Origin of the sequence: Amycolatopsis sp. NBC_00345 (assembly GCF_036116635.1) — a bacterium.
Classification (GTDB): domain Bacteria; phylum Actinomycetota; class Actinomycetes; order Mycobacteriales; family Pseudonocardiaceae; genus Amycolatopsis.
The window spans coordinates 2,492,120-2,510,763 of record NZ_CP107995.1 but is presented as its reverse complement, the minus strand read 5'-3'; the positions used below and the strand labels follow the sequence as shown (position 1 = coordinate 2,510,763).

Genomic DNA, 18,644 nt, shown 5'->3' with positions numbered 1-18,644 from the left:
ATCACTAGCAGAGGCCCGACCCATACCCGAAACCGGGATCACAAACAGGCACTTAGAACCGTCATCAACACTCACGAGTCCTGATCAGCGGACGCGGTCGTAGACCAGCGCCAGCTCGCCCAGCTCGCCGGCCTCGTGGTGGGCGAGCTTCCACTTCGACGCCGGAAGGCCGTCGTCGAACAGCCGCGGGCCGCCGCCGGCGATCTCGGGGCAGATCATCAGGTACAGCCGGTCGACCAGGTCCGCCGCGAGCAGCGGCTTGATCACGCTCGCGCTGCTGTTGACCAGGATGTCGCCCTCGCCGGTGGCCTTGAGCCCGGTGACGACGTCCACGGCCGGGGCGTTCACCACGCGGGTACGCTCCCACGGCGCTGTGGTCAAAGTGCTGGAGAGGACCACCTTTTCGGCGTCCACGAGCCACTTCGCGTAACCGCGGTCGCGCGGGTCGGCACTCTCGTTGTCCAGGATCGTCGGCCAGAAGCCCAGGAAGCCCTCGGCGTTGAAGCGGCCGAGCACGGCCGTCGTCGCGGACTCGTGGATGCGGTCGAGGTGGTTGCGCGCGACCTCGGTGGCCGCGTACGAGACGATCGCGCCCATGTCGCCGGGCCCGCCCGGGCCGTGGTAGCGCCCGTCGAGGGTGAGGTTCAGGTTGGCGGTGACTCTGCGTCCGGTGCTGCTGGTCATGACTGGGGGTCCTTTCGCTTGACACGCTTGGCTTTGCCGAGGGTTTCGGCGAGGTTGCCGAGCACCTGGCCCCAGCCGGTTTCGATGCCGGCGATGAACGGGACGGCCTCGACGGTCGTCTTGGTGATGCCCAGGTCGAGCCGGAGCCGGGTACCGCCCGGCGCCGGGGTGAGCGCCAGGTCGTAGTGCCCGGTGAACGAGACGGCGCCCGCCGCGTCCAGCACCGACAGGTCGAACACGAGGTGCTGCGGTCGCTTCGCGGTGTGGACCCGCCCTTCGGAGCGGTACTGATTTCCTTCCGCGTCGCGGTATTCGAGGACGACGCGGCCCCCGGGCTTCGGCTCGAGAGCGCAGTCGGTCGCGACCATCGGCGCCGGAGCCCACCAGGAAGCCAGCAGCTCCGGGTCGGTCCAGTGCCGCCAGACGACCTCCGGCGACGCGGCCAGCTCGCGGTCGAACGAGAAGGTCCGCCCGTCCGCCCACTGGTCCCGGTCCGCGACCGCGGCGTCCGCCTCGATGGCGGCGCGGTAGCGCGCGATGACGTCCCGCTCGCCCCCGTGTGCCTCGGCGGCCTCGACCAGCTCCCGCAGCCGGTCTCCGAGCGCCGTCAGCGGACCGGTTTCGACCGCGTAGACGCGGCGCTGCCCCAGCGGGTAGACGGTGACGAGGCCGGCGCGGGCCAGGGTCTGCAAGTGCTTCGTCGTCTGCGGCTGACGCGAGCCGGTCAGCTCGGCCAGCTCCCCGACCGAGCGCGGCCACTGCGCGAGCAGCTCCACGATGCGCCACCTCGTGGCGTCCCCCAGTGCTGAAACGATCGCGTCCATGACCTGAAGTATTCTCCACGTCGAATAGTCGTGTCAAGGAATATCTTCGGCGAGGTATCGACCAGGCCCGATAGTGATCGTCTACCGGCCGGATCCACTTCCGGTCTCGGTCCACCCACCCGTGCGCCGCCACGCGGGGCCGACCCGTGTGAAGCTGCTGGGATCGCGGAATTCCCTGCCCGTCAAAGGGTTCCGTCCGTCCACTTCGGAAGGATCCACCACCATGCCCGCCTTCCCCGCCGGCCGGCACGTGCTGCCCCGCCCGGACGCCGCCGACCCCGTGGCGGCCGCGCTCGACGCGCGCGAGCAGCGGGAGGCGTTCACCCCGATCGGCCCGGTGCCGCCGCCGCGGGGTGCGCCGAACGTGGTGATCGTGCTGGTGGACGACCTCGGGTTCGGCACGTCCAGCGCGTTCGGCGGCCCGTGCGCCATGCCCGCGGCCGACCGGCTCGCCGCCGACGGCCTGCGCTACACGCGCTTCCACGTCACCGCGCTCTGCTCGCCGACCCGGCAGGCGCTGATGACCGGGCGCAACCACCACTCCGTCGGCATGGGCGGCACCACCGAGATGGCCACCGCCGCGCCCGGATACAACGGGTTCCGGCCGCGCAGCGCGGCCACGCTCGCCCAGATCCTCACACGCAACGGCTACAGCACCGCCGCGTTCGGCAAGTGGCACCAGACGCCGCCACGCGAGATCAGCGCCGTCGGCCCGTTCGACCGCTGGCCCACCGGCGAGGGCTTCGACACCTTCTACGGCTTCATGGGCGCCGAGATGAACCACTGGTACCCGCTGCTGTACCAGGGCACCACGCCGGTCGAGCCCACCCGCCGCCCGGAGGAGGGCTACCACCTCACCGAGGACCTGGTGGACCACGCCGTCGACTGGGTGCGCACGCAGCACACGCTGACCCCGGACCGCCCGTTCTTCACCTACCTCGCGCTCGGGGCCGCGCACGCGCCGCTGCACGTCGGACCGGAGTGGCGCGACCGTTACCGCGGCCGCTTCGACCACGGCTGGGACCATCAGCGGGAGCGGACTTTGGCGCGGCAGAAGGAACTCGGCGTCGTCCCGGCGGACACCGAGCTGGCCCCGTGGGCCGAAGGCGTGCCGCACTGGGACGAGCTGACCGACACCCAGCGCACCCTCGGCGCCCGCTTCATGGAGACCTTCGCCGGCTTCACCGAGCACGCCGACACCCAGGTCGGCCGGTTCGTCGACGCGCTCGACGAGCTGGGCGTCCTGGACGACACGCTGTTCCTGTACGTGCTGGGCGACAACGGCGCGTCCGGCGAGGGCGGCATCGAGGGCAGCACCGTCGAACACCGGCTGGGCCACGGCATCGTCGACGACCCCGAGGAGATGATCCGCCACCTCGACGAGATCGGCGGCCCGTCGACCTACCCGATCGCGCCCGCCGGCTGGGCGCTGGCGCTCAACACCCCGTACCAGTGGACGAAACAGGTCGCCTCACACCTCGGCGGCACCCGCGACGGGCTGATCGTGCGCTGGCCGGCCGGCGGCGCGTCCGGCGGCGGGCTGCGCCACCAGTTCGGGCACGTGATCGACGTGCTGCCGACCGTGCTCGACTGCGCCGGCATCCCCGCGCCGTTCAGCGTCGACGGCGTCACACAGCAGCCGATCGAGGGCACGAGCCTGCGCGCGACGCTGGCCGACGCCGCCGCGCCCGAGTGCCACCACACGCAGTACTTCGAGATGTGCGGCAACCGCGGCATCTACCACGAGGGCTGGATGGCGGTGACCCGCCACGGCGTCCCGTGGGAGATGGTGCCCACCGGGCGGCGGCCGTTCACCGCCGACGTCTGGGAGCTGTACGACCTGACCACCGACTGGAGCCAGGCGCACGACCTCGCCGCGGCGCACCCGGAGCGGCTGCGGGCGCTGCAGGACCTGTTCCTCGTCGAGGCCGCGAAACACCAGGTGTTCCCGCTCGACGACCGGGTGACCGAGCGGGAAAACCCCCGGCTGGCCGGCCGGATCGACCTGCTCGGCGACCGCACCTCGGTGACCTACCGCGGCGGGATGCGCCGCTTCACCGAGGAGACGACGCCGAACGTCAAGAACCGTTCGCACGCCGTCACCGCCGATCTCGAAGTGCCCGCCGAGCCCGTGACCGGCGTCGTGATAGCCCAGGGCGGACGGTTCGGCGGCTGGGCGCTCTACTTCACGGCCGGGCGCCCGGCGTACGTCTACAACTACTTCGGGCTCGAGCTGTTCACCGTCGCCGCCACCGCGGTGCTCCCGCCGGGACGGCACGAGGTGCGGCTGGACTTCGACTACGACGGCGGCGGGCTCGGCCGCGGCGGCACCGCCGTGCTCACCGTCGACGGCGAGAAACAGGCGACCGGCCGGGTCGAGCGGACCATCCCGTACTACTTCTCCTTCGACGAGACCCTGGACGTCGGCGTCGACCTCGGCACCCCGGTGACCGACGACTACCCGGCGCTGGACAACACCTTCACCGGCCTGATCCACACCGTCCGCGTCGACCTGGCCGCGGCCGCCGAACTGGACGGCGGGCTGCACCGGCGGGTGCTGCGCGCGCAATGACCGCCGGGCTCATCCGGCGCTCCTGGACCCGGAAACCGTTGAGGGTACGGGTGTTCTGACCGTTCCGGCCGGAGTGAACACGAGCACGGCGCGGCGGGCGGCCGGGCGGCCGAGGACGTGGACGCTGTGCCAGCCGGGCGGCCGGGAGCCGTCGGCCAGCGCCTCACGCATCCGCGCCGCGCGCGCCGCGTGCCGGGCGAACGACCGGGCGCGTACCAGCCGGCCCCGGCTGTGCTGGCCGGCCAGCGCCTCTTCGGCCGTGACGTCCAGCCACAGCAGCCGCGCCGGGCGCCCGGTGACCGCGGCGACGGCCGCGAGCCAGCGGCGGGTCGACGCGCGCGTGGCCGGCTCGTGCACCACCAGCGGCCCGCGGGTGCCTGCCGCCCGCGCGACGATCCGGGTGCGGTGGCACAGGTGCACCAGCGGCCGGTACCAGCGGTAGGGCACGGCGTCGGGCAGCAGGTCCGCCAGCCGCACGCGGACCTGGTCGGAGTCGAGGACCGGCAGCGCGCCGGCGGCCCGGCGGAGCATGGTCGTCTTGCCCGCCCCGGGCATCCCGGCCACCACGAGCAGGTCGCGGCGGCCCAGCTCGATCACAGTGGGCTCCATGGGGCGTCAACGAACCGCCGAAGGTAATGGTTCCTTTACTCGCTGATCCGTTGCACCACAAGGGGAAATCGGGGTTCCCCATGGCGCCAGGTAACGCCCGTTTTACTCAGGCCAGGTCCTCCGGAGTGACGCCCTCGGGCACCGCGACACCGTCGAACCAGCCGCACCGCGGCTCCCCCGGCGGCCGGTCGAACTTCGTCACGTACGGCTTGAGGTCCAGTATCGGCGTGCCGTCGAGCAGGTCGACGCCGGCGAAGCGCACCGTGCGGCCCGAGACCTCCAGCAGCCGCACCAGGCTCAGCCCGATCGGGTTCACCCGCCGCGGCCCGCGCGTGGCGAAGATGCCCATCCGGCGCCGCTCGCGGCGCAGCAAGTACGGCACCTGCGTCAGCTCGGCCGACGGCCGGTCCGGGCGGTCGAGCCAGCTGAGCAGCCACGCGTAGTCGAACCCGGCCAGCCCGGCCAGGCCCTCGGCGTACTCCTCCTCGATCTCCAGCACGCCCTCCTCGCCGCGGTTGGCGGCCGCCTGGACGGGCGTGCGCTCCAGCTCCGTCCGGGCGGTGCGGACGAAACCGATCGCGGGCAGCCGCCCGTCACGGGAGCCGGACACACCGCTCCTCCGCCAGCCGTCCCACGGAGTCCACAATGGACGTCCACGCGAGACCGCCGGGCACGGTGATGTCGAAGTGCCCGGCGCCCGGCACGGTCACCAGCTCGGCGCCGGTCGCCTCGGTATACAGACGCGACATGACGGGCGGCACGGCCGTGTCCCGGTCGCCGTGGATCACCACCACCGGCACCCCGATCGGGCCGAGCGTCAGGGGATCCGCCGCGGCGTACCGGCCGGGCACGTCCTCGGGGCCACCACCGAGCAGGCCGGTGACGGCGCCGAGCCCACCCGCGTAGCGCAAGGCTTCGGTCAGTGCGGAGACCGGTGCCACGGCGACGACTCCGGCGAGCGGCACCGGTCCGGGCCGCCGTCCCGGCGCGCCTTCGGGCAGCCGGTCGCGCGCCGCCGCCCAGAGCGCGAGCTGCCCGCCCGCGGAGTGACCGAGAAGCACCACTCGCTCGGTGTCGACGCGCCCGGGCCACTGCCGCGCGACGAGCGCCGGGAGGGTGTCGACCGCGAGCGCGACGTCGGTGAACGTCGTGGGCCAGCCGCCACCCGCGCCGACGCGCCGGTACTCCACATTCGCCACCGCGTAACCGTTCGCGGCCAGCGCCCGTGCCTCCGGCTCGAGGTAGCCCCGGTCGTTCTCGACCCGCCAGGATCCGCCGTGCAGCACCAGAACCAGCGCTGCGGGCGCGGCGTCGGGCGGGAAGAACACGTCGGCGACCTGGTCGGGCTCCGGTCCGTAGCGCACGGCGAGATCCATCCCGTCAGCCTAGCGGGCGGGATTCACGCGACGGCGGGGTTGAACCGGGACAGCTCCGGCTCGCCCCAGCGCAACGGGCTCGCCCCGATCGTCCGGCGCACCTGCTCCACGGTGAAGCGGGTCTCGCGCGCCGGCCCCGTCCAGTCGACGGCCGCGGTACCGGTGAGTTGCACCGTGGTCCCGCTCGACCAGCCGACGAACAACAGCCCCGCGCGCCGGTTCTGCTCCAGGTTGCCGAGTGTCATCATCATCGTGTTGCCCGGGTAGTCGGGCCAGCTCAGCGTGCGCTCGTCGTGGACCCGGACGAAGCCGGGCCCGCCGCCGCGGTGGGAGGCGTCACAGTCGCCGCTTCCGGAGGACGTGGCGAGGAAAAACGTGTCGGCACTGCCCACCAGAACCGAAGCCGCGCTGTCCAATGTGGACGACACGGTCACTTCGGCCTGCCGCTCCTCGCGCACCGCGAGCAGGTCACGGCGCTGGATGTACTTGGGGCAGTTGGAGTACACCTGGTCCGCGACGATGCGCACGCCGTGTGGGCCCGGCTCGGCGACGCCGTTGATCCGCATCCGCCGCCGCGTGCCGGGGTCCACCGCGATGGCGCCGACCCGGCCGCCCCGGTGCAGCACCCCGGCGAGCGGGTCGCCCGGCAGCGGTTCGGCGGCGATGTCGAGGACGTCCCGGCCGCTCTCGGCCCGCAGGAACCCCGGCGGCCCGGTGAGCAGCGAGGCCCACATCCGGCCGTCCTCGTCCGCCGCGCCGACGACGATCATGGGCCGCTCGGCGAGGAACGCGGCGGCCGCCGCCGGCACGGAGGTGCGGACGATCGCGCCGACCCGCGCCGCCTCCGCGCTCACCCCGGCTTTGGCCTGCGCGGCCAGCTCACCCGCGTGGTAGACGCCCACGGGGATCAGAAGAAACCGCAGGCCGGGGCCTCACCGGCGGCCGGGGCGCCGGCCAGCCCGCTCGGCGCGTACACCTCGAGGCGGATGCCGTCGGGGTCGGTGAAGAACACGCCGCCCGAGTCACTGCCCTCGGCGTGCGGGACCACGTCGTCGTAATGCAGCTCCACGCCAAGCGCGAGCAGCCCTTCCCGCACCGCCCGGACCTCGTCGAGCGAGCCGACCTGGAACGAGAGGTGGTGCAGGCCCGGCAGCGCGGTGGCGAAGCGGCCCTCGGACTGGCGCCACAGCGTGATCATCAGTTGCCCGTCGCGGCCGAGGAACGCCCACTCGCGGTCGCCGTCGCGGCCGCTCTGCAGGACCTGCAGGCCGAGGACCCGTTCGTAGAAGACCTGTGAGCGGGCCAGGTCGGTGACGTTCAAGCCGACATGCCCGGTTTTCACCGCGGTGGGCGTAACAGACGTGGTCACGGGGTCTCCTTCGGTCCAACTAACCAGCAGAACCACTATGACCAGTTATAGGACAACCTGTCAATGCTCCATCATGGGTTAGGATGAGCGGCATGGAACGGCCCCTCCTCGGCGAGCCCCTCGGCCTCGACCTCCTGAACACCACGTGGATCGGACGCGGCGGGCCCGCCGACCTGCTCACCGACACCGGCGGCATGCGGATCTGGCTGGAGCAGAACGACCTCGGCCTGCCCGCCACCGCCGCCGCGCGGTCGGCCCTGGTCACCGCCCGCGAGGCGATCCGCGCGCACACCAAGGCCTCCGCCGCGGAACTCGGCTCGGCGCGTGAAGGGACCCGGAAAGAGCTGAACGCCGCGCTGGACGGGCTGAACACCGTGCTGGCTTGGGGACGGCACCGCCCGGTTCTCGGCGCGTCCGGCCCGGAAGTGGTCGCCGAGGTGGCCGACCCGGACCAGCGCGCGGGCTGGCTCGCCGCGGTGAACTACCTGGAGCTGCTCACCGCCGACGCGTCCCGCGTTCGCAGCTGCGCGCACCCCGAGTGCGTCCTGTACTTCTACGACACCAGCCCGAAACGCAGCCGCCGCTGGTGCTCCATGGCCACCTGCGGCAACCGCGCCAAGGCCGCGCGGCACTACGCGCGCAGTAAGGATTGAGCTACGGCGAGGCCGGTCACTTCACGACCTGGACGACGTCGCCGGGGTGCAGCGCGTTGTAGAACGCCACGGCGTCGGCGTGCGAAAGGTGCACGCAGCCGTGGGACTGCACCTTCAGGCTGCCCTGGTGGAACGCGACGCCCGTGGTGGTGAAGAAGACCGAGTACGGCATCGGCCCGTTGAACTGCTTGCTGTAGTGGTCGATGTCCTTGTACTGCACGCGGAACGTGCCCGCGGGCGTCGGGAACGCGGCCTTGCCGACGGTGATCGGCACCCCGCCCCGCACCACGGCGCCGCCGTCCATCAGCCACGCCGTGTTGGTGTGCAGCTGCACGCAGGCCTTCGCCTGGGCGCCGCACGGCGGTCCCGCCGCCTCCGCGCTGCCGGTGAACCCGATGGTCGCCGCCACCGCGGCCGCACTGGCGATTACCGCTGTGATACTCCGTTTCATCGTGCGCCTCCCGAGTAGTCCCACTGGTAAGAGGATTCCCCGGTCGGTGGCTTTCCAACCGTTTCAAGATCCGAACGGGTTAACGGGTGCGCCAGGACAGCGGCGTGAGTTCCAGCGCCGCGGCGGCGAGGTCACGGGCGGTCCGGGTGTACAGACCCTGCTGGGCCGAAGCCAGCCATTCGTCCACTGAGGACGCTCCCAGGTCCCGGTATTCCAGCGCCTGCAGGAGCATCTCCAGCTTGTCCGCGTCCTTCGCGCAGCGGGACTCCGGCGACTCCCGGTCCTCGTACTCGTCGACCGCGTCCCGGACGACGGCCTGGGAGGCGCCGGGCAGCGCTTCGGTCTGGTCTTCGGTGATGGCGCGCGGGTCCGGCTTGGCCAGGTACGGCGCGGCGGTGTGCGGCAGGTCGCCGGTGCGGGTCTCCTGGGTGTCGTGCCAGAGGGCCAGGAACGACGCCCGCTCCGGCGACGCGCCCTCCTCCGCGGCGATCAGCGCGGCCAGCTGGGCGGCGCGCATCGTGTGCTCGGCCACCGACTCCGGGTCCCGCACGCCGACCTGCCACCAGCCCGTCCGGCGGACGCGCTTGAGCACCCCCAGCTCGAAACCGAAGGCGGCCAGTGCGGCGGAGGCGTCGGACACGGTGACTCCCGATGGACGGTGGTGATGGGCGTCCAGCCTAGGGCTCGTGAGTGTTTATGACGGTTCTAACCGTCATAAACACTCACGAGTCCTGCACCCGCACTAGGGTCACCCGCAGGCACTCCCGGACGAGCACTGGAGGACGCATGTCGTTGCTGGCCCAGCTGAGCGCGGCGATCACCGGCGGCGGGATCGAGGTCGTGGACCTCACCGCGCCGCTGACGCCGGACACCCCGATCCTGCAGCTGCCGGAGCCGTTCGCGAACACCATCCCGTTCCGGCTGGAGGAAATCAGCCGTTACGACGAGCGCGGGCCGCGCTGGTACTGGAACGACATCCACACCGGCGAGCACACCGGCACCCACTTCGACGCGCCCGTGCACTGGGTGTCCGGAAAGGACGGTGCCGACGTGTCGCAGGTGCCGCTCCGGACGCTCGTCGCGCCCGCCGTGGTGCTTGACGCGTCCCGGAAAGCCGCGGGCAACCCGGACTTCCTGCTGTCGGTCGACGACGTCCACGAGTGGGAGGCCGAGCACGGCGCGCTGCCCGACGGCGGCTGGCTGCTCTACCGCACCGGCTGGGACGCGCACGCGAGCGACCAGGAGCGATTCCTCAACGCCGACGAGGCCGGCTCGCACACCCCCGGCATCGGGCCCGACTGTGCGCGCTGGCTGGCCGAAGAGACGGCCATCGCGGGGCTCGGCGTGGAAACCGTCGGCACCGACGCGGGGCAGGCGCCCGGCCTCGAACCCGCCTTCCCGTGCCACGAACTACTGCTCGGCGCGGGCAAGTTCGGCCTCACCCAGCTGCAGAACCTCGCCACGTTGCCGGCCACCGGGACGCTGCTGGTGGTCAGCCCGCTGCCGATCGTCGGCGGGTCCGGCAGCCCGGCGCGGGTGCTCGCGCTCGTGGAGCGGGCCGCATGAAGGTCGCCGAGCTGGTCGGGCGGACACTCGCCGACCTCGGTGCCGGGCTCGTGTTCGGTGTGGTCGGCAGCGGCAACTTCGCGGTGACCAACGCGTTGCGGGCGGCGGGCGTCCGGTTCGTCGCCGCCCGCCACGAGGGCGGCGCCGCGAGCATGGCCGACGCGTACGCCCGGCTCAGCGGCGAGGTTTCCGTGCTCAGCCTGCACCAGGGCTGCGGCCTGACCAACGCCGTCACCGGCATCACGGAGGCAGCCAAGAGCCGCACGCCGATGATCGTCCTGGCCGCCGACACCGCCGGGTCCGCCGTGCTGTCGAACTTCGCCGTCGACCAGGACGCGCTCGCCGTCGCGGTGAGCGCGGTGCCCGAACGCGTCCACTCCGCGGCGAGCGCGCGGGCCGACACCGTCCGCGCGTACCGGACCGCTTCGCAGCAGAGCCGGACGGTCCTGCTCAACCTGCCACTGGACGTCCAGGAGCAGGAAGCGCCCGAGCCCGCGCCGCTGCCGGAGCTCACCGGCCCGGCCGCGGTCCGCCCGGAGGACGGCGCGGCCGGCGCGCTGGCCGGGCTGATCGCCGGGGCCGGGCGCCCGGTCTTCATCGCCGGTCGCGGCGCGCGCGGCCAGGCCACCGTGCTGCGCGCGCTGGCGGACGTGTCGGGCGCGCTGCTGGCGACGTCCGCGGTCGCGAACGGGCTCTTCCGCGACGACCCGTGGGCGCTCGGGATCAGCGGCGGGTTCTCGTCCCCGCTCGCCGCCGAGCTGATCACCGGCGCGGACCTCGTGGTCGGCTGGGGCTGCGCGCTGAACCAGTGGACCACCCGCCACGGCAAGCTGCTCGGGCCGCACGCGCGGCTGGCGCAGGTCGACCGGGCGCAATCCGCGCTCGGCGCGCACCGGCCGGTCGACCTGGGCGTGGCCGGCGACGTCGGGGCCACCGCCGTGGATGTCTTGGAGCTGCTGGAATCCCGGGGCCACCACGCGGCCGGCTATCGCTCCCCCGAGGTCGCCGCGCGCCTCGCCGGCGGCGTGCGGTGGAACGACGTCGCACACGAGGACCGCTCCGGCGGCGGCCGCATCGACCCGCGCACGCTCAGCGCGCGGCTCGACGAACTGCTGCCCGCGCAGCGGGTGGTGTCGATCGACTCGGGCAACTTCATGGGCTACCCCAGCGCGTACCTCTCGGTGCCGGACGAGAACGGGTTCTGCTTCACCCAGGCGTACCAGTGCGTCGGGCTCGGGCTCGGCACCGCGATCGGCGCCGCGCTCGCGCGCCCGGACCGGCTGCCGGTGCTCGGCGTGGGCGACGGCGGGTTCCACATGGCGATCTCGGAGCTGGAGACCGCCGTGCGGCTCGGGCTGCCACTGGTGGTGATCGTCTACCACGACGCCGCCTACGGCGCGGAAGTCCACCACTTCACCGGCGCCGACCTGGGCACGGTGCAGTTCCCGGACACCGACGTCGCCGCGATCGCCCGCGGCTTCGGCTGTGCCGGGATCACCGTGCGCGAGCCGTCGGACCTCACGGCGGTGACCGCCTGGCTCGACGGCCCGCGCGGCGCCCCGCTGGTGATCGACGCGAAGGTCGCCGACGACGGCGGCTCCTGGTGGCTCGCGGAGGCATTCGGGCACTGAATCAGACGCGCCCGGCCAGCCACCGCTCCACGATCGCGTCCGCCAGAGCCTCGTCCTCGCGCAGCACACTGGTGAGCGCGAGCCCGCGCAGCAGCACCAGCAGGGAGTCAAAGGCGACGCGACTGTCCTCTTCGGACGGCCAGACCTCGGCGAACGCGGCCCGCAGCTCCCGGCCCAGCTCGCGCTCCGCCGGGACCAGCGACGCGTGCAGCGCCGGGTCCGTGCGCGCGCCCATCCACAGCTCCAGTCCCGCGAGGTACAGCGGCCCGGACATCGACGCCCGCAAGGCGGCGACCAGCTCGCGCAGTGAATCCGCCCGGACTTCCTCGCGGACGCGGGCCAGCTGCCCCTCGGCGACGTGGTGGATCGCGGCGACGAACAGCTCCTGCTTCGAGCCGAAGTGGTGCAGCAGCGCCCCGCGTGACACCCCCGCCCGCTCCTGGACCCGCTGGGTGGTGGTGCCGGCGTAGCCGAACTCGACGAGGCAGCGCACGGTCGCGTCCAGCAGGTTCTGGTGCGTCCGCGCGTGCTGCGCCTGGCGGGTGGAGGTCACGGGCCGACCCTACCGGCTTCCTTGACAGTCCGGACGGACTGTGAAAATCTCGCCCGACGCCCGGGAAAGGGGCCTCATGACCGTGCTCGTCGACCACCGCGGACCGGTGACCACCATCGGCATCAACCGCCCCGAACGCCGCAACGCCGTCGACCGGGCCACGGCCGCGGCGCTGGCGGACGCGTTCCGCGCCTTCGACGAAGACCCGGCCAGCTCCGTCGCGGTGCTCTACGGCGCCGGCGGCACCTTCTGCGCGGGCGCGGACCTGAAGGCGATCAGCTCGGGCGCCGGCAACCGCGCCGAGCCCGGCGGCGACGGGCCGATGGGCCCGACCCGGCTGAAGCTGACGAAGCCGGTGATCGCCGCCGTCAGCGGCCACGCCGTCGCGGGCGGGCTGGAACTGGCGATCTGGGCGGACCTGCGGGTGGTCGAGGAGACCGCGGTGCTCGGCGTGTTCTGCCGCCGCTGGGGCGTCCCGCTGATCGACGGCGGCACGGTGCGGCTGCCCCGGCTGATCGGCCGCAGCCACGCCATGGACCTGATCCTCACCGGCCGCCCGGTCGGCGCGGCCGAGGCGCTGCGCATGGGCCTGGCCAACCGCGTCGTCCCGGCGGGCGGCGCGCTGGACGCCGCGGTGGAGCTGGGCCTCGAGCTGGCCGCGTTTCCGCAGACCTGCCTGCGCGAGGACCGCGCGTCGGTGCTGGAGCAGGACGGACTGGACGAAGAAGCCGCGCTGGCCAACGAGTTCCGCCACGGTCAGGTGTCGCTCGCGAGCGACACCCTCGCCGGCGCGAACCGCTTCGCCACGCGGCACGACCCGGCCGGCAGCTGAGCCAGGTCCGGACGCCACCGGCGGCGACACCCCGATCGTGATCGACGGCGCTGCGGCGGGCATCCGCCCGGCACCGGTAACCTGGCGCGGTGGCCGACCCCATTCCCCGTGAGCACGCCGGAAGTGACCCCGAACGTCCGGATCCGGACGACCCCGGCGAGTCCTCCGGCCCGGACGGGCGCGGCCGCAAGCCGCGCAAGAAACGCCCGTTCTGGCAGGAACTCCCGATCCTGATCGTGATCGCCCTCGTGCTCACGATCCTGATCCAGCAGTTCGTGGGCAAGGTCTTCATGATCCCGTCCGAGTCGATGGAGACCACGCTGCACGGCTGCACCGGCTGCTTCGGCGACCGCGTGCTGGTCGACCGCGTCACCTACGACTTCACCGATCCCGGACCCGGCGACGTCATCGTGTTCAGCGGCCCGCAGCCGTGGACCGAGAACGAGATCGCGCCGCAGGAGCCGAGCAACTTCTTCGCCAAGGCCGTGCGCGAAGTGGGCTCGCTGGTCGGCTTCGCGCCGCCGGACGAGCGTGACTTCGTCAAGCGGGTGATCGCCGTCGGCGGCCAGACCGTACAGTGCTGTGACCCGCAGGGCCGGGTGATGGTGGACGGCAAGGCGCTCACCGAGCCCTACGTCCACTGGCTCGACTCGAAGAACGCGGTGCAGGAGCCGTTCCCGCCGGTCAAGGTCCCCGCGGGCAGCCTCTGGGTGATGGGCGACAACCGCAACGACTCCTGCGACTCCCGCTGCCAGGGCGGCGGCGGGGTGAACGGCACGGTGCCGGTGGCCAACGTGATCGGCAAGGCCCGCTTCATCGTGCTGCCGCCTTCACGCTGGGGCGGGGTCAGCGACTACAACGCGCAGGAGAGCGCGACCGCGGTCGCCCTCGGCGCGCCCGCGTGGCAGCAGGGCCTCCCGCTCGGCGTCGGCGCGGCCCTGTCCGTGCCGACCCTGTTCCTCGGCCGCCGGGTGCGGGAAAGCCTAGGACAGCGGAAAAAGCGGCGCCAGTAGGCCTCGGGCGGCCCGGTCCCTCATCGGGCCGGGCGCACCGGCCGTCCGATCACGACTGTCCGATCAGGACAGTGCACTCACGGCTGGGCCCTGGGCTTCAGGTGGTGTTTCAGGTTTCCCGCCAGGTCGACGGACGGGCGCCGCTCGGTGAAGCGCCACTGCCCGTTGCGGCGGGCGAAGCGGTCGTCGTAGTGGCCGGAGGCGATCGGCTGCAGCGGGAGGTCCTCGACGGCCTGCAGCGCGGTCCAGTAGGTGTGCGCGGTCGCGGTGCCGGCGGCCTCGTCCACGTCGACGCGCAGGTTCGTGGTCAGGTGCCGGGTCCGGGGCGTGCCGTCGGCGTAGACGATCAGCGTGTCGCGGAAGTACCGCTCCACCGCCTCGCGGCCGGTCGCGGGCGTGCCGCCGCCTCGGAACGTTCCTTCGGCGAACAGCTCGCCGACGCCGGCGAAGTCCCCCGCGTCGACGCACGCCGCGTAGGTCAGGATCAGGTTCTCGATCGCCCGGGCGGACTCCGGCATCGGGCACTCCAGCGGTCGAGGGAGGGTGGCCTCCGACCGACTGTACGGAGAGCCGCGCCTCAGTCGTCAGCGGGCTCCTCCGAGCCGTCCGGCTCCGGCTTCGGGTCCGCCCGGCGGCCGATCTCCGAGACCACGGTGTCGAAGATCGGGGTGGCGGTGTCGCCGGCCGTCACGCGCCGGCCCCCACTTCGATGATGTTCTCGGCACGCACCCATTCCGGCTCGGTGTCCAGGGCCCGCCCGTCCACCCGGACCGGGACCCAGGTGATGTCGGTGTACTCGTCGAAGACCGCTCCCCCGGCGACCACGCCCCGCCGGCACACCAGCCGCGCCCCGGACCGGCACCCGCCCGGCCGGTAGGTCACCTGGCGGCCCGCCACGATCGGCCCGGAAAAATCGTCCTGCCCCATCGGCTCCCCTCCCTGTAGGGGCCACCATGCACCGGGACGCGCGGACACTGAAGCCCCGTCCCACGGGCGGGCGACCCCCGCCAGGGGTACCCCGGTGATCGCGGGGCCTGGGCGGGCTCAGGACGGCAGTCGGTGGCCGTCGCCGTCGTAGACGTACATCGGCAGGGCCGGCAGGGCGGCCAGCGCCCCGGCGTCCTTGCGGGGGAACCAGAAGACCGTCACGCCCGCCGGCTCGACCACCGACGTCGCCGCGGTGTAGATCAGCCCGCCCGCCTCGGCGATGATGCGCCGCGCGGGGCCGGCGTAGTAGCCGTAGAACGGGACGTCGCGGCCCGGGCGGCCGGCGGTCAGCGCGTGGAAGCCCTCCGTGACGCCGGGCGAGCCGGTCACCACGTCCGCCGTGACGTCCTTCCCGGCCCGATGGCCGAGCACCAGCTGGTACCGCCCCGCCTCCGGTCCGGGCTGGTACCGGTCCGGGTCGAGCGCGCGCAGGTACAGCACCACCTCGCCCTCCTTGTCCACGGCGCCGGTGTCGATGACCTCGCCTATCTGCACGCCGTCGGACGTCGTGGGCCACCCGGGTGTGGCCGCGGGCGGCGCCCCGACCGCCGGTGGTGAGGGCGCGCGCCACTGCTGCACGCCGACGACCGTGCCGGCCACCGCCGCCACCGCGGCCAGCGCCACCGTCCCCGTGGCCAGACGGCGGTAGCGGCGCCGGCGGCCGCCCAGCCGCATCACCCGCGCCAGGTCGACCTCCGCGAACGTCTCGGCAGGCGGTTCGGCGAGGGCGGCGCGCAGGCCGTCGAGGTCCGTCACGAGGCCCTCCCCGCCACGCACTCGACCAGCTCCGGTCCGGCCGCGACACGCATCTTCGCGAGCGCCCGGGAGTTCGTGCTCTTCACCGTCCCCAGCGAAACCTTCAGCTCCGCGGCGACGTCCGCCTCGGACAGGTCCCAGAAGTGCCGCAGCACCACGATCGCGCGTTCCCGCGCGCTCAGCTCCGCCAGCGCGCGCATCAGCCATTCCTGCGTGACGACGCCATCGGTGAAGTCCCGGATGACGGCCCGCTCGGGCAGCTCTTCGGTGGCGTCCTCGCGGATCGGGCGGCGCCAGCGGTCGATCACGTGGTTCGAAAGCACCCGGCGGGTGTAGGCGAACGGGTCCTGCCGCCGGATCTTCCCCCACGAGGTGTACGTGCGGACCAGTGCGGTCTGGACGTCGTCCTCGGCCTGGTGACGGTCGCCGGTGAGCAGGTACGCGGCGCGCAGCAGCCGCGCCGAGCTCGCCAGGACGAACTCGGCGAATTCGGCGTCACCTCGGGCCATCAGGGACCTTGCGCGCGCACATGCCGGGTTTGACGGGCGACGGCGGCAAAAGGTTGAGCCGCCGGCCGCCCGGCTTCTCGGAGGGGCGGGCCGGAGTCTTTCGTTCACAGTTTCGGGTCCCGCCGGGCACCGGCCCGCGGACCACTGGTCCAGACCTTCGCGGCGAAGCTCTGACCTGCGGCGTTCCCAGGGCGGTTTCACGGGCGTAACCGCCCGGACACCCACACCGCCCTCCCGCCGACCACCGGCGTGGCGGCGGTGGCATGATGCCCGCACGGTCCCGCTCGGCCGGGCCCGCAAGCCGACGAGGAAGGTGAGGCTTGAGCGCGCGCACCACCCAGGTGGACGATCTCCGACTGGTGGCGCAGCCCAGTGCAGTTCCGTGCACCGAGCTGTTCGTCCGCCTGCTCCTGACCGACTGGTCCCTGCTGCCGATGGTGGAGCAGGTGACCGCCACGACCGCCCGCCTCGTCGGCGACGTCGTGGACCAGAGCCGCCCCGCGGCGCCCGCGTTCGTCACCGTGCGGCTGCAGCTGCGCGGCGACGTGCTGCTGGTGGAGGTCGAGGACGACCTGCCCGACCCCAGACCGCCGAGGCCGGCGCCCGGCGAGCGGATGGGCGTCGAGCCCCGCGGCGCCGCCGGCCGCACCACCTGGTGCGAGCTGCCGCTGCCCGGCGGGCTCTCCGCGGGCCAGGTCCGGCTCCCCCGCCGCCAGGAGCGGCGCACCCTGGTGGACGAGCCGGTCTCCGGCGCCCCCGTCGCCGCCGACCCCGAGGTGCTGGAACGCCTGCTCAACCGCCTCAGCGGCTGGTCCGGCTGAGCTGGTCTACTGTGGACACCGAGCCGCGGCGTCCACAGTAGAGGCGCTCGGCGCGCGACCCGCTCAGGCCGCCCGCTGACCCCAGGCCTGCTCCAGCGCCCGCGTGAAAACCTCCACCGACTGCCCGCCGGCGACGCCGAACTTGCGGTCCAGCACGAAGAACGGCACGCCGGTGGCACCGAGCCGCGCGGCCTCCTGCTCCTCCTCGCGGACGGCCTCGGCGTAGGCCGCGGGATCGGCGAGCACCCGCTCCGCCGCCGCCCGGTCCAGCCCCGCCTCGGCCGCGACGTCGAGCAGGGTGCTGCCGGTGAACAGCGGGCGCGCCTCGGCGAAGTTGGCCGTGAACAGGGCGTTCACCATCTCGTTCTCCACGCCCTGCTCGCGCGCGAGGTGCAGCAGGCGGTGCGCGTCGAAGGTGTTGCCGACCTCGCGGTCGACGCGGTAGCCGAGCCCCTCGGCCGCCACGAGGCCCGCCAGGCGCTCCTCCATCTGCACGGCCTCGGGCCCGTACCGCCCGGCCAGCAGCTGCTGCACCGGCTCCACGGTGTCGCGCGACGGGTCCAGCTCGAACGCCCGGAACGTCACCTCCACCTCGTCCCGGTGCTCGAACGAGGCGAGCGCCGCCTCGAACCGGGCCTTGCCGAGGTAGCACCACGGGCAGACGATGTCGCTCCAGATTTCCACACGCATGCGCGCCAGCCTAAGGAAAGCGCACGTGATCTTGAAGTACGCACTTACGGGTAAGGGCAGCTCACCCGTGATAGGCGCGGAGGAAGGCATCAACGCCGTCCACGAGCAAGGCGTCGATGTCGGCGTCCTCTCCCGAAGCGGAGCGGGTCACGTCGAGGGCCAGCATGAACGTCAGAGCGACGAAGTGCTGCGCGGCCCGGCCGGGATTCGCCGTGCTGAGCACGCCTTCGCGGGTGAGCTCGGCGAAGCGCTCGGCCAGCAGGGCCTCGGGCTGGTCGTCGAACCCGGCCAGGGCGCGGCGGGTCCGCCGCTCGGTGTTCGCGAGTTGCCGCAGCAGCCGGTGTTCCGACGACGCCACCGTGTCGATGGCGATCCGGCGGGCGAACGCGAGCAGCGCTTCGCGGATGTCACGGCCGGCCGTGAGCTCCGCGTCGGCCGCCCCGCGCACGGCTTCGACGACCTCGGCGCCCACATCCACGATCACCGCGTCGAACAGCCCGTCCTTGTCCCCGAAGTAGTCATAGACGGTGCGCTTCGAGATCCCGGCCCGGGCGGCGACGGCGTCGACGCTGGTCCGCTCGTACCCGTCGCCGAGGAAGAGCGCACGGCCGGCGGTGAGGACCGCCGCTCGTTTGCGCAGGCTGCTCGGCCGGACGGTCGGCTCGTCTTCAGGCATCGGCACAGTCTACTGGCAGATTTCACACTGCACGGTGTAGTGTGAAATCTAGAGTCCACCGCGCTTCCAGGA

At 72.9% G+C, this 18,644-nt stretch carries 23 protein-coding genes; 7 read left to right on the top strand and 16 right to left on the bottom strand.

Annotation, left to right across the window (positions count from 1 at the left end; all coding sequences use genetic code 11):
• Nucleotides 1–84: 84 nt before the first annotated feature.
• Both OG943_RS11130 and OG943_RS11125 read right to left on the bottom strand, forming a co-directional pair.
• Nucleotides 85–684, bottom strand: a complete 600-nt coding sequence (locus OG943_RS11130) for a dihydrofolate reductase family protein (protein WP_328609647.1) — start codon at nt 682–684, stop codon at nt 85–87.
• A complete protein-coding gene (locus OG943_RS11125) occupies nt 681–1,508 on the bottom strand; it encodes a metalloregulator ArsR/SmtB family transcription factor (RefSeq protein WP_328609646.1) in 828 nt (275 codons plus the stop codon). The genes OG943_RS11130 and OG943_RS11125 overlap by 4 nt, the downstream gene beginning before the upstream one ends.
• Before the next feature lie 223 nt (nt 1,509–1,731).
• On the opposite strand from OG943_RS11125, the gene OG943_RS11120 reads away from it, so the two are divergent.
• Complete coding sequence (locus tag OG943_RS11120) at nt 1,732–4,080, top strand: arylsulfatase (protein WP_328609645.1); 2,349 nt, start codon at nt 1,732–1,734, stop codon at nt 4,078–4,080.
• A 9-nt stretch (nt 4,081–4,089) separates the two neighbouring features.
• Here the strand turns inward: OG943_RS11120 and OG943_RS11115 are convergent, their stop codons facing one another.
• The 5 genes from OG943_RS11115 to OG943_RS11095 all read right to left on the bottom strand — a co-directional run bounded on the left by OG943_RS11115 (nt 4,090) and on the right by OG943_RS11095 (nt 7,434).
• Complete coding sequence (locus OG943_RS11115) at nt 4,090–4,689, bottom strand: AAA family ATPase (RefSeq protein WP_328609644.1); 600 nt, start codon at nt 4,687–4,689, stop codon at nt 4,090–4,092.
• Between the two features lie 106 nt (nt 4,690–4,795).
• Entirely contained in the window at nt 4,796–5,299 is a 504-nt protein-coding gene (gene tsaA / locus OG943_RS11110) for a tRNA (N6-threonylcarbamoyladenosine(37)-N6)-methyltransferase TrmO (RefSeq protein WP_328609643.1), read from the bottom strand.
• Nucleotides 5,283–6,065: an alpha/beta hydrolase family protein gene (locus tag OG943_RS11105; RefSeq protein ID WP_328609642.1), complete on the bottom strand. Its 783-nt coding sequence runs from the start codon at nt 6,063–6,065 to the stop codon at nt 5,283–5,285. The genes tsaA and OG943_RS11105 overlap by 17 nt, the downstream gene beginning before the upstream one ends.
• 23 nt (nt 6,066–6,088) lie before the next feature.
• Nucleotides 6,089–6,967 (bottom strand): pyridoxamine 5'-phosphate oxidase family protein, encoded by an 879-nt coding sequence (locus tag OG943_RS11100; RefSeq protein WP_328609641.1) that lies wholly within the window; start codon nt 6,965–6,967, stop codon nt 6,089–6,091.
• A 5-nt stretch (nt 6,968–6,972) separates the two neighbouring features.
• Nucleotides 6,973–7,434 carry a VOC family protein gene (locus OG943_RS11095; RefSeq protein ID WP_328609640.1) on the bottom strand — a complete coding sequence of 154 codons (462 nt, stop codon included), beginning with the start codon at nt 7,432–7,434 and terminating at the stop codon, nt 6,973–6,975.
• A 92-nt stretch (nt 7,435–7,526) separates the two neighbouring features.
• On the opposite strand from OG943_RS11095, the gene OG943_RS11090 reads away from it, so the two are divergent.
• Complete coding sequence (locus OG943_RS11090; RefSeq protein ID WP_328609639.1) at nt 7,527–8,087, top strand: CGNR zinc finger domain-containing protein; 561 nt, start codon at nt 7,527–7,529, stop codon at nt 8,085–8,087.
• Between the two features lie 16 nt (nt 8,088–8,103).
• On the opposite strand, the gene OG943_RS11085 is transcribed toward OG943_RS11090, so the two are convergent.
• Both OG943_RS11085 and OG943_RS11080 read right to left on the bottom strand, forming a co-directional pair.
• Nucleotides 8,104–8,538 carry a L,D-transpeptidase gene (locus tag OG943_RS11085; RefSeq protein WP_328609638.1) on the bottom strand — a complete coding sequence of 145 codons (435 nt, stop codon included), beginning with the start codon at nt 8,536–8,538 and terminating at the stop codon, nt 8,104–8,106.
• A 79-nt stretch (nt 8,539–8,617) separates the two neighbouring features.
• Entirely contained in the window at nt 8,618–9,178 is a 561-nt protein-coding gene (locus OG943_RS11080) for an HD domain-containing protein (RefSeq protein WP_328609637.1), read from the bottom strand.
• 146 nt (nt 9,179–9,324) lie between these two features.
• Between OG943_RS11080 and OG943_RS11075 the strand changes: the two genes are divergently transcribed.
• Together OG943_RS11075 and OG943_RS11070 are read left to right on the top strand one after the other, a co-directional pair.
• Nucleotides 9,325–10,104: a cyclase family protein gene (locus OG943_RS11075; RefSeq protein ID WP_328609636.1), complete on the top strand. Its 780-nt coding sequence runs from the start codon at nt 9,325–9,327 to the stop codon at nt 10,102–10,104.
• Nucleotides 10,101–11,735 (top strand): thiamine pyrophosphate-binding protein, encoded by a 1,635-nt coding sequence (locus OG943_RS11070; protein ID WP_328609635.1) that lies wholly within the window; start codon nt 10,101–10,103, stop codon nt 11,733–11,735. The genes OG943_RS11075 and OG943_RS11070 overlap by 4 nt, the downstream gene beginning before the upstream one ends.
• Before the next feature lies 1 nt (nt 11,736).
• On the opposite strand, the gene OG943_RS11065 is transcribed toward OG943_RS11070, so the two are convergent.
• On the bottom strand, nt 11,737–12,288 hold the full coding sequence (locus OG943_RS11065) for a TetR/AcrR family transcriptional regulator (protein ID WP_328609634.1): 552 nt from the start codon (nt 12,286–12,288) through the stop codon (nt 11,737–11,739).
• 76 nt (nt 12,289–12,364) lie between these two features.
• Between OG943_RS11065 and OG943_RS11060 the strand changes: the two genes are divergently transcribed.
• On the top strand, nt 12,365–13,120 hold the full coding sequence (locus OG943_RS11060) for a crotonase/enoyl-CoA hydratase family protein (protein ID WP_328609633.1): 756 nt from the start codon (nt 12,365–12,367) through the stop codon (nt 13,118–13,120).
• Nucleotides 13,121–13,209: 89 nt separating this feature from the next.
• Nucleotides 13,210–14,133 (top strand): signal peptidase I, encoded by a 924-nt coding sequence (gene lepB, locus OG943_RS11055; RefSeq protein ID WP_328609632.1) that lies wholly within the window; start codon nt 13,210–13,212, stop codon nt 14,131–14,133.
• A 77-nt stretch (nt 14,134–14,210) separates the two neighbouring features.
• On the opposite strand, the gene OG943_RS11050 is transcribed toward lepB, so the two are convergent.
• The 4 genes from OG943_RS11050 to OG943_RS11035 form a co-directional block, all read right to left on the bottom strand.
• Nucleotides 14,211–14,651, bottom strand: coding sequence for a nuclear transport factor 2 family protein (locus OG943_RS11050; RefSeq protein ID WP_328609631.1), 441 nt, complete (start codon nt 14,649–14,651; stop codon nt 14,211–14,213).
• Nucleotides 14,652–14,820: 169 nt separating this feature from the next.
• Nucleotides 14,821–15,060: a hypothetical protein gene (locus OG943_RS11045; RefSeq protein ID WP_328609630.1), complete on the bottom strand. Its 240-nt coding sequence runs from the start codon at nt 15,058–15,060 to the stop codon at nt 14,821–14,823.
• Nucleotides 15,061–15,177: 117 nt separating this feature from the next.
• A complete protein-coding gene (locus OG943_RS11040; protein ID WP_328609629.1) occupies nt 15,178–15,876 on the bottom strand; it encodes a hypothetical protein in 699 nt (232 codons plus the stop codon).
• On the bottom strand, nt 15,873–16,385 hold the full coding sequence (locus OG943_RS11035) for a SigE family RNA polymerase sigma factor (RefSeq protein WP_328609628.1): 513 nt from the start codon (nt 16,383–16,385) through the stop codon (nt 15,873–15,875). The genes OG943_RS11040 and OG943_RS11035 overlap by 4 nt, the downstream gene beginning before the upstream one ends.
• 320 nt (nt 16,386–16,705) lie before the next feature.
• Between OG943_RS11035 and OG943_RS11030 the strand changes: the two genes are divergently transcribed.
• The gene (locus OG943_RS11030) at nt 16,706–17,206 is read left to right on the top strand and encodes an ATP-binding protein (RefSeq protein ID WP_328609627.1); all 501 of its coding nucleotides are present in this window, start codon (nt 16,706–16,708) and stop codon (nt 17,204–17,206) included.
• A gap of 63 nt (nt 17,207–17,269) precedes the next feature.
• Here the strand turns inward: OG943_RS11030 and OG943_RS11025 are convergent, their stop codons facing one another.
• Complete coding sequence (locus OG943_RS11025; protein ID WP_328609626.1) at nt 17,270–17,896, bottom strand: DsbA family oxidoreductase; 627 nt, start codon at nt 17,894–17,896, stop codon at nt 17,270–17,272.
• 61 nt (nt 17,897–17,957) lie between these two features.
• Entirely contained in the window at nt 17,958–18,572 is a 615-nt protein-coding gene (locus OG943_RS11020; RefSeq protein WP_328609625.1) for a TetR/AcrR family transcriptional regulator, read from the bottom strand.
• Nucleotides 18,573–18,644 lie beyond the last annotated feature (72 nt).

Coding starts and splice junctions, on each gene's coding strand:
- OG943_RS11130 (WP_328609647.1), bottom strand. CDS start 684: ATGACCAGCAGCACCGGACGCAGAGTCACCGCCAACCTGAACCTCACC.
- OG943_RS11125 (WP_328609646.1), bottom strand. CDS start 1,508: ATGGACGCGATCGTTTCAGCACTGGGGGACGCCACGAGGTGGCGCATC.
- OG943_RS11120 (WP_328609645.1), top strand. CDS start 1,732: ATGCCCGCCTTCCCCGCCGGCCGGCACGTGCTGCCCCGCCCGGACGCC.
- OG943_RS11115 (WP_328609644.1), bottom strand. CDS start 4,689: ATGGAGCCCACTGTGATCGAGCTGGGCCGCCGCGACCTGCTCGTGGTG.
- OG943_RS11105 (WP_328609642.1), bottom strand. CDS start 6,065: ATGGATCTCGCCGTGCGCTACGGACCGGAGCCCGACCAGGTCGCCGAC.
- OG943_RS11090 (WP_328609639.1), top strand. CDS start 7,527: ATGGAACGGCCCCTCCTCGGCGAGCCCCTCGGCCTCGACCTCCTGAAC.
- OG943_RS11085 (WP_328609638.1), bottom strand. CDS start 8,538: ATGAAACGGAGTATCACAGCGGTAATCGCCAGTGCGGCCGCGGTGGCG.
- OG943_RS11075 (WP_328609636.1), top strand. CDS start 9,325: ATGTCGTTGCTGGCCCAGCTGAGCGCGGCGATCACCGGCGGCGGGATC.
- OG943_RS11070 (WP_328609635.1), top strand. CDS start 10,101: ATGAAGGTCGCCGAGCTGGTCGGGCGGACACTCGCCGACCTCGGTGCC.
- OG943_RS11060 (WP_328609633.1), top strand. CDS start 12,365: ATGACCGTGCTCGTCGACCACCGCGGACCGGTGACCACCATCGGCATC.
- OG943_RS11050 (WP_328609631.1), bottom strand. CDS start 14,651: ATGCCGGAGTCCGCCCGGGCGATCGAGAACCTGATCCTGACCTACGCG.
- OG943_RS11045 (WP_328609630.1), bottom strand. CDS start 15,060: ATGGGGCAGGACGATTTTTCCGGGCCGATCGTGGCGGGCCGCCAGGTG.
- OG943_RS11035 (WP_328609628.1), bottom strand. CDS start 16,385: ATGGCCCGAGGTGACGCCGAATTCGCCGAGTTCGTCCTGGCGAGCTCG.
- OG943_RS11025 (WP_328609626.1), bottom strand. CDS start 17,896: ATGCGTGTGGAAATCTGGAGCGACATCGTCTGCCCGTGGTGCTACCTC.
- OG943_RS11020 (WP_328609625.1), bottom strand. CDS start 18,572: ATGCCTGAAGACGAGCCGACCGTCCGGCCGAGCAGCCTGCGCAAACGA.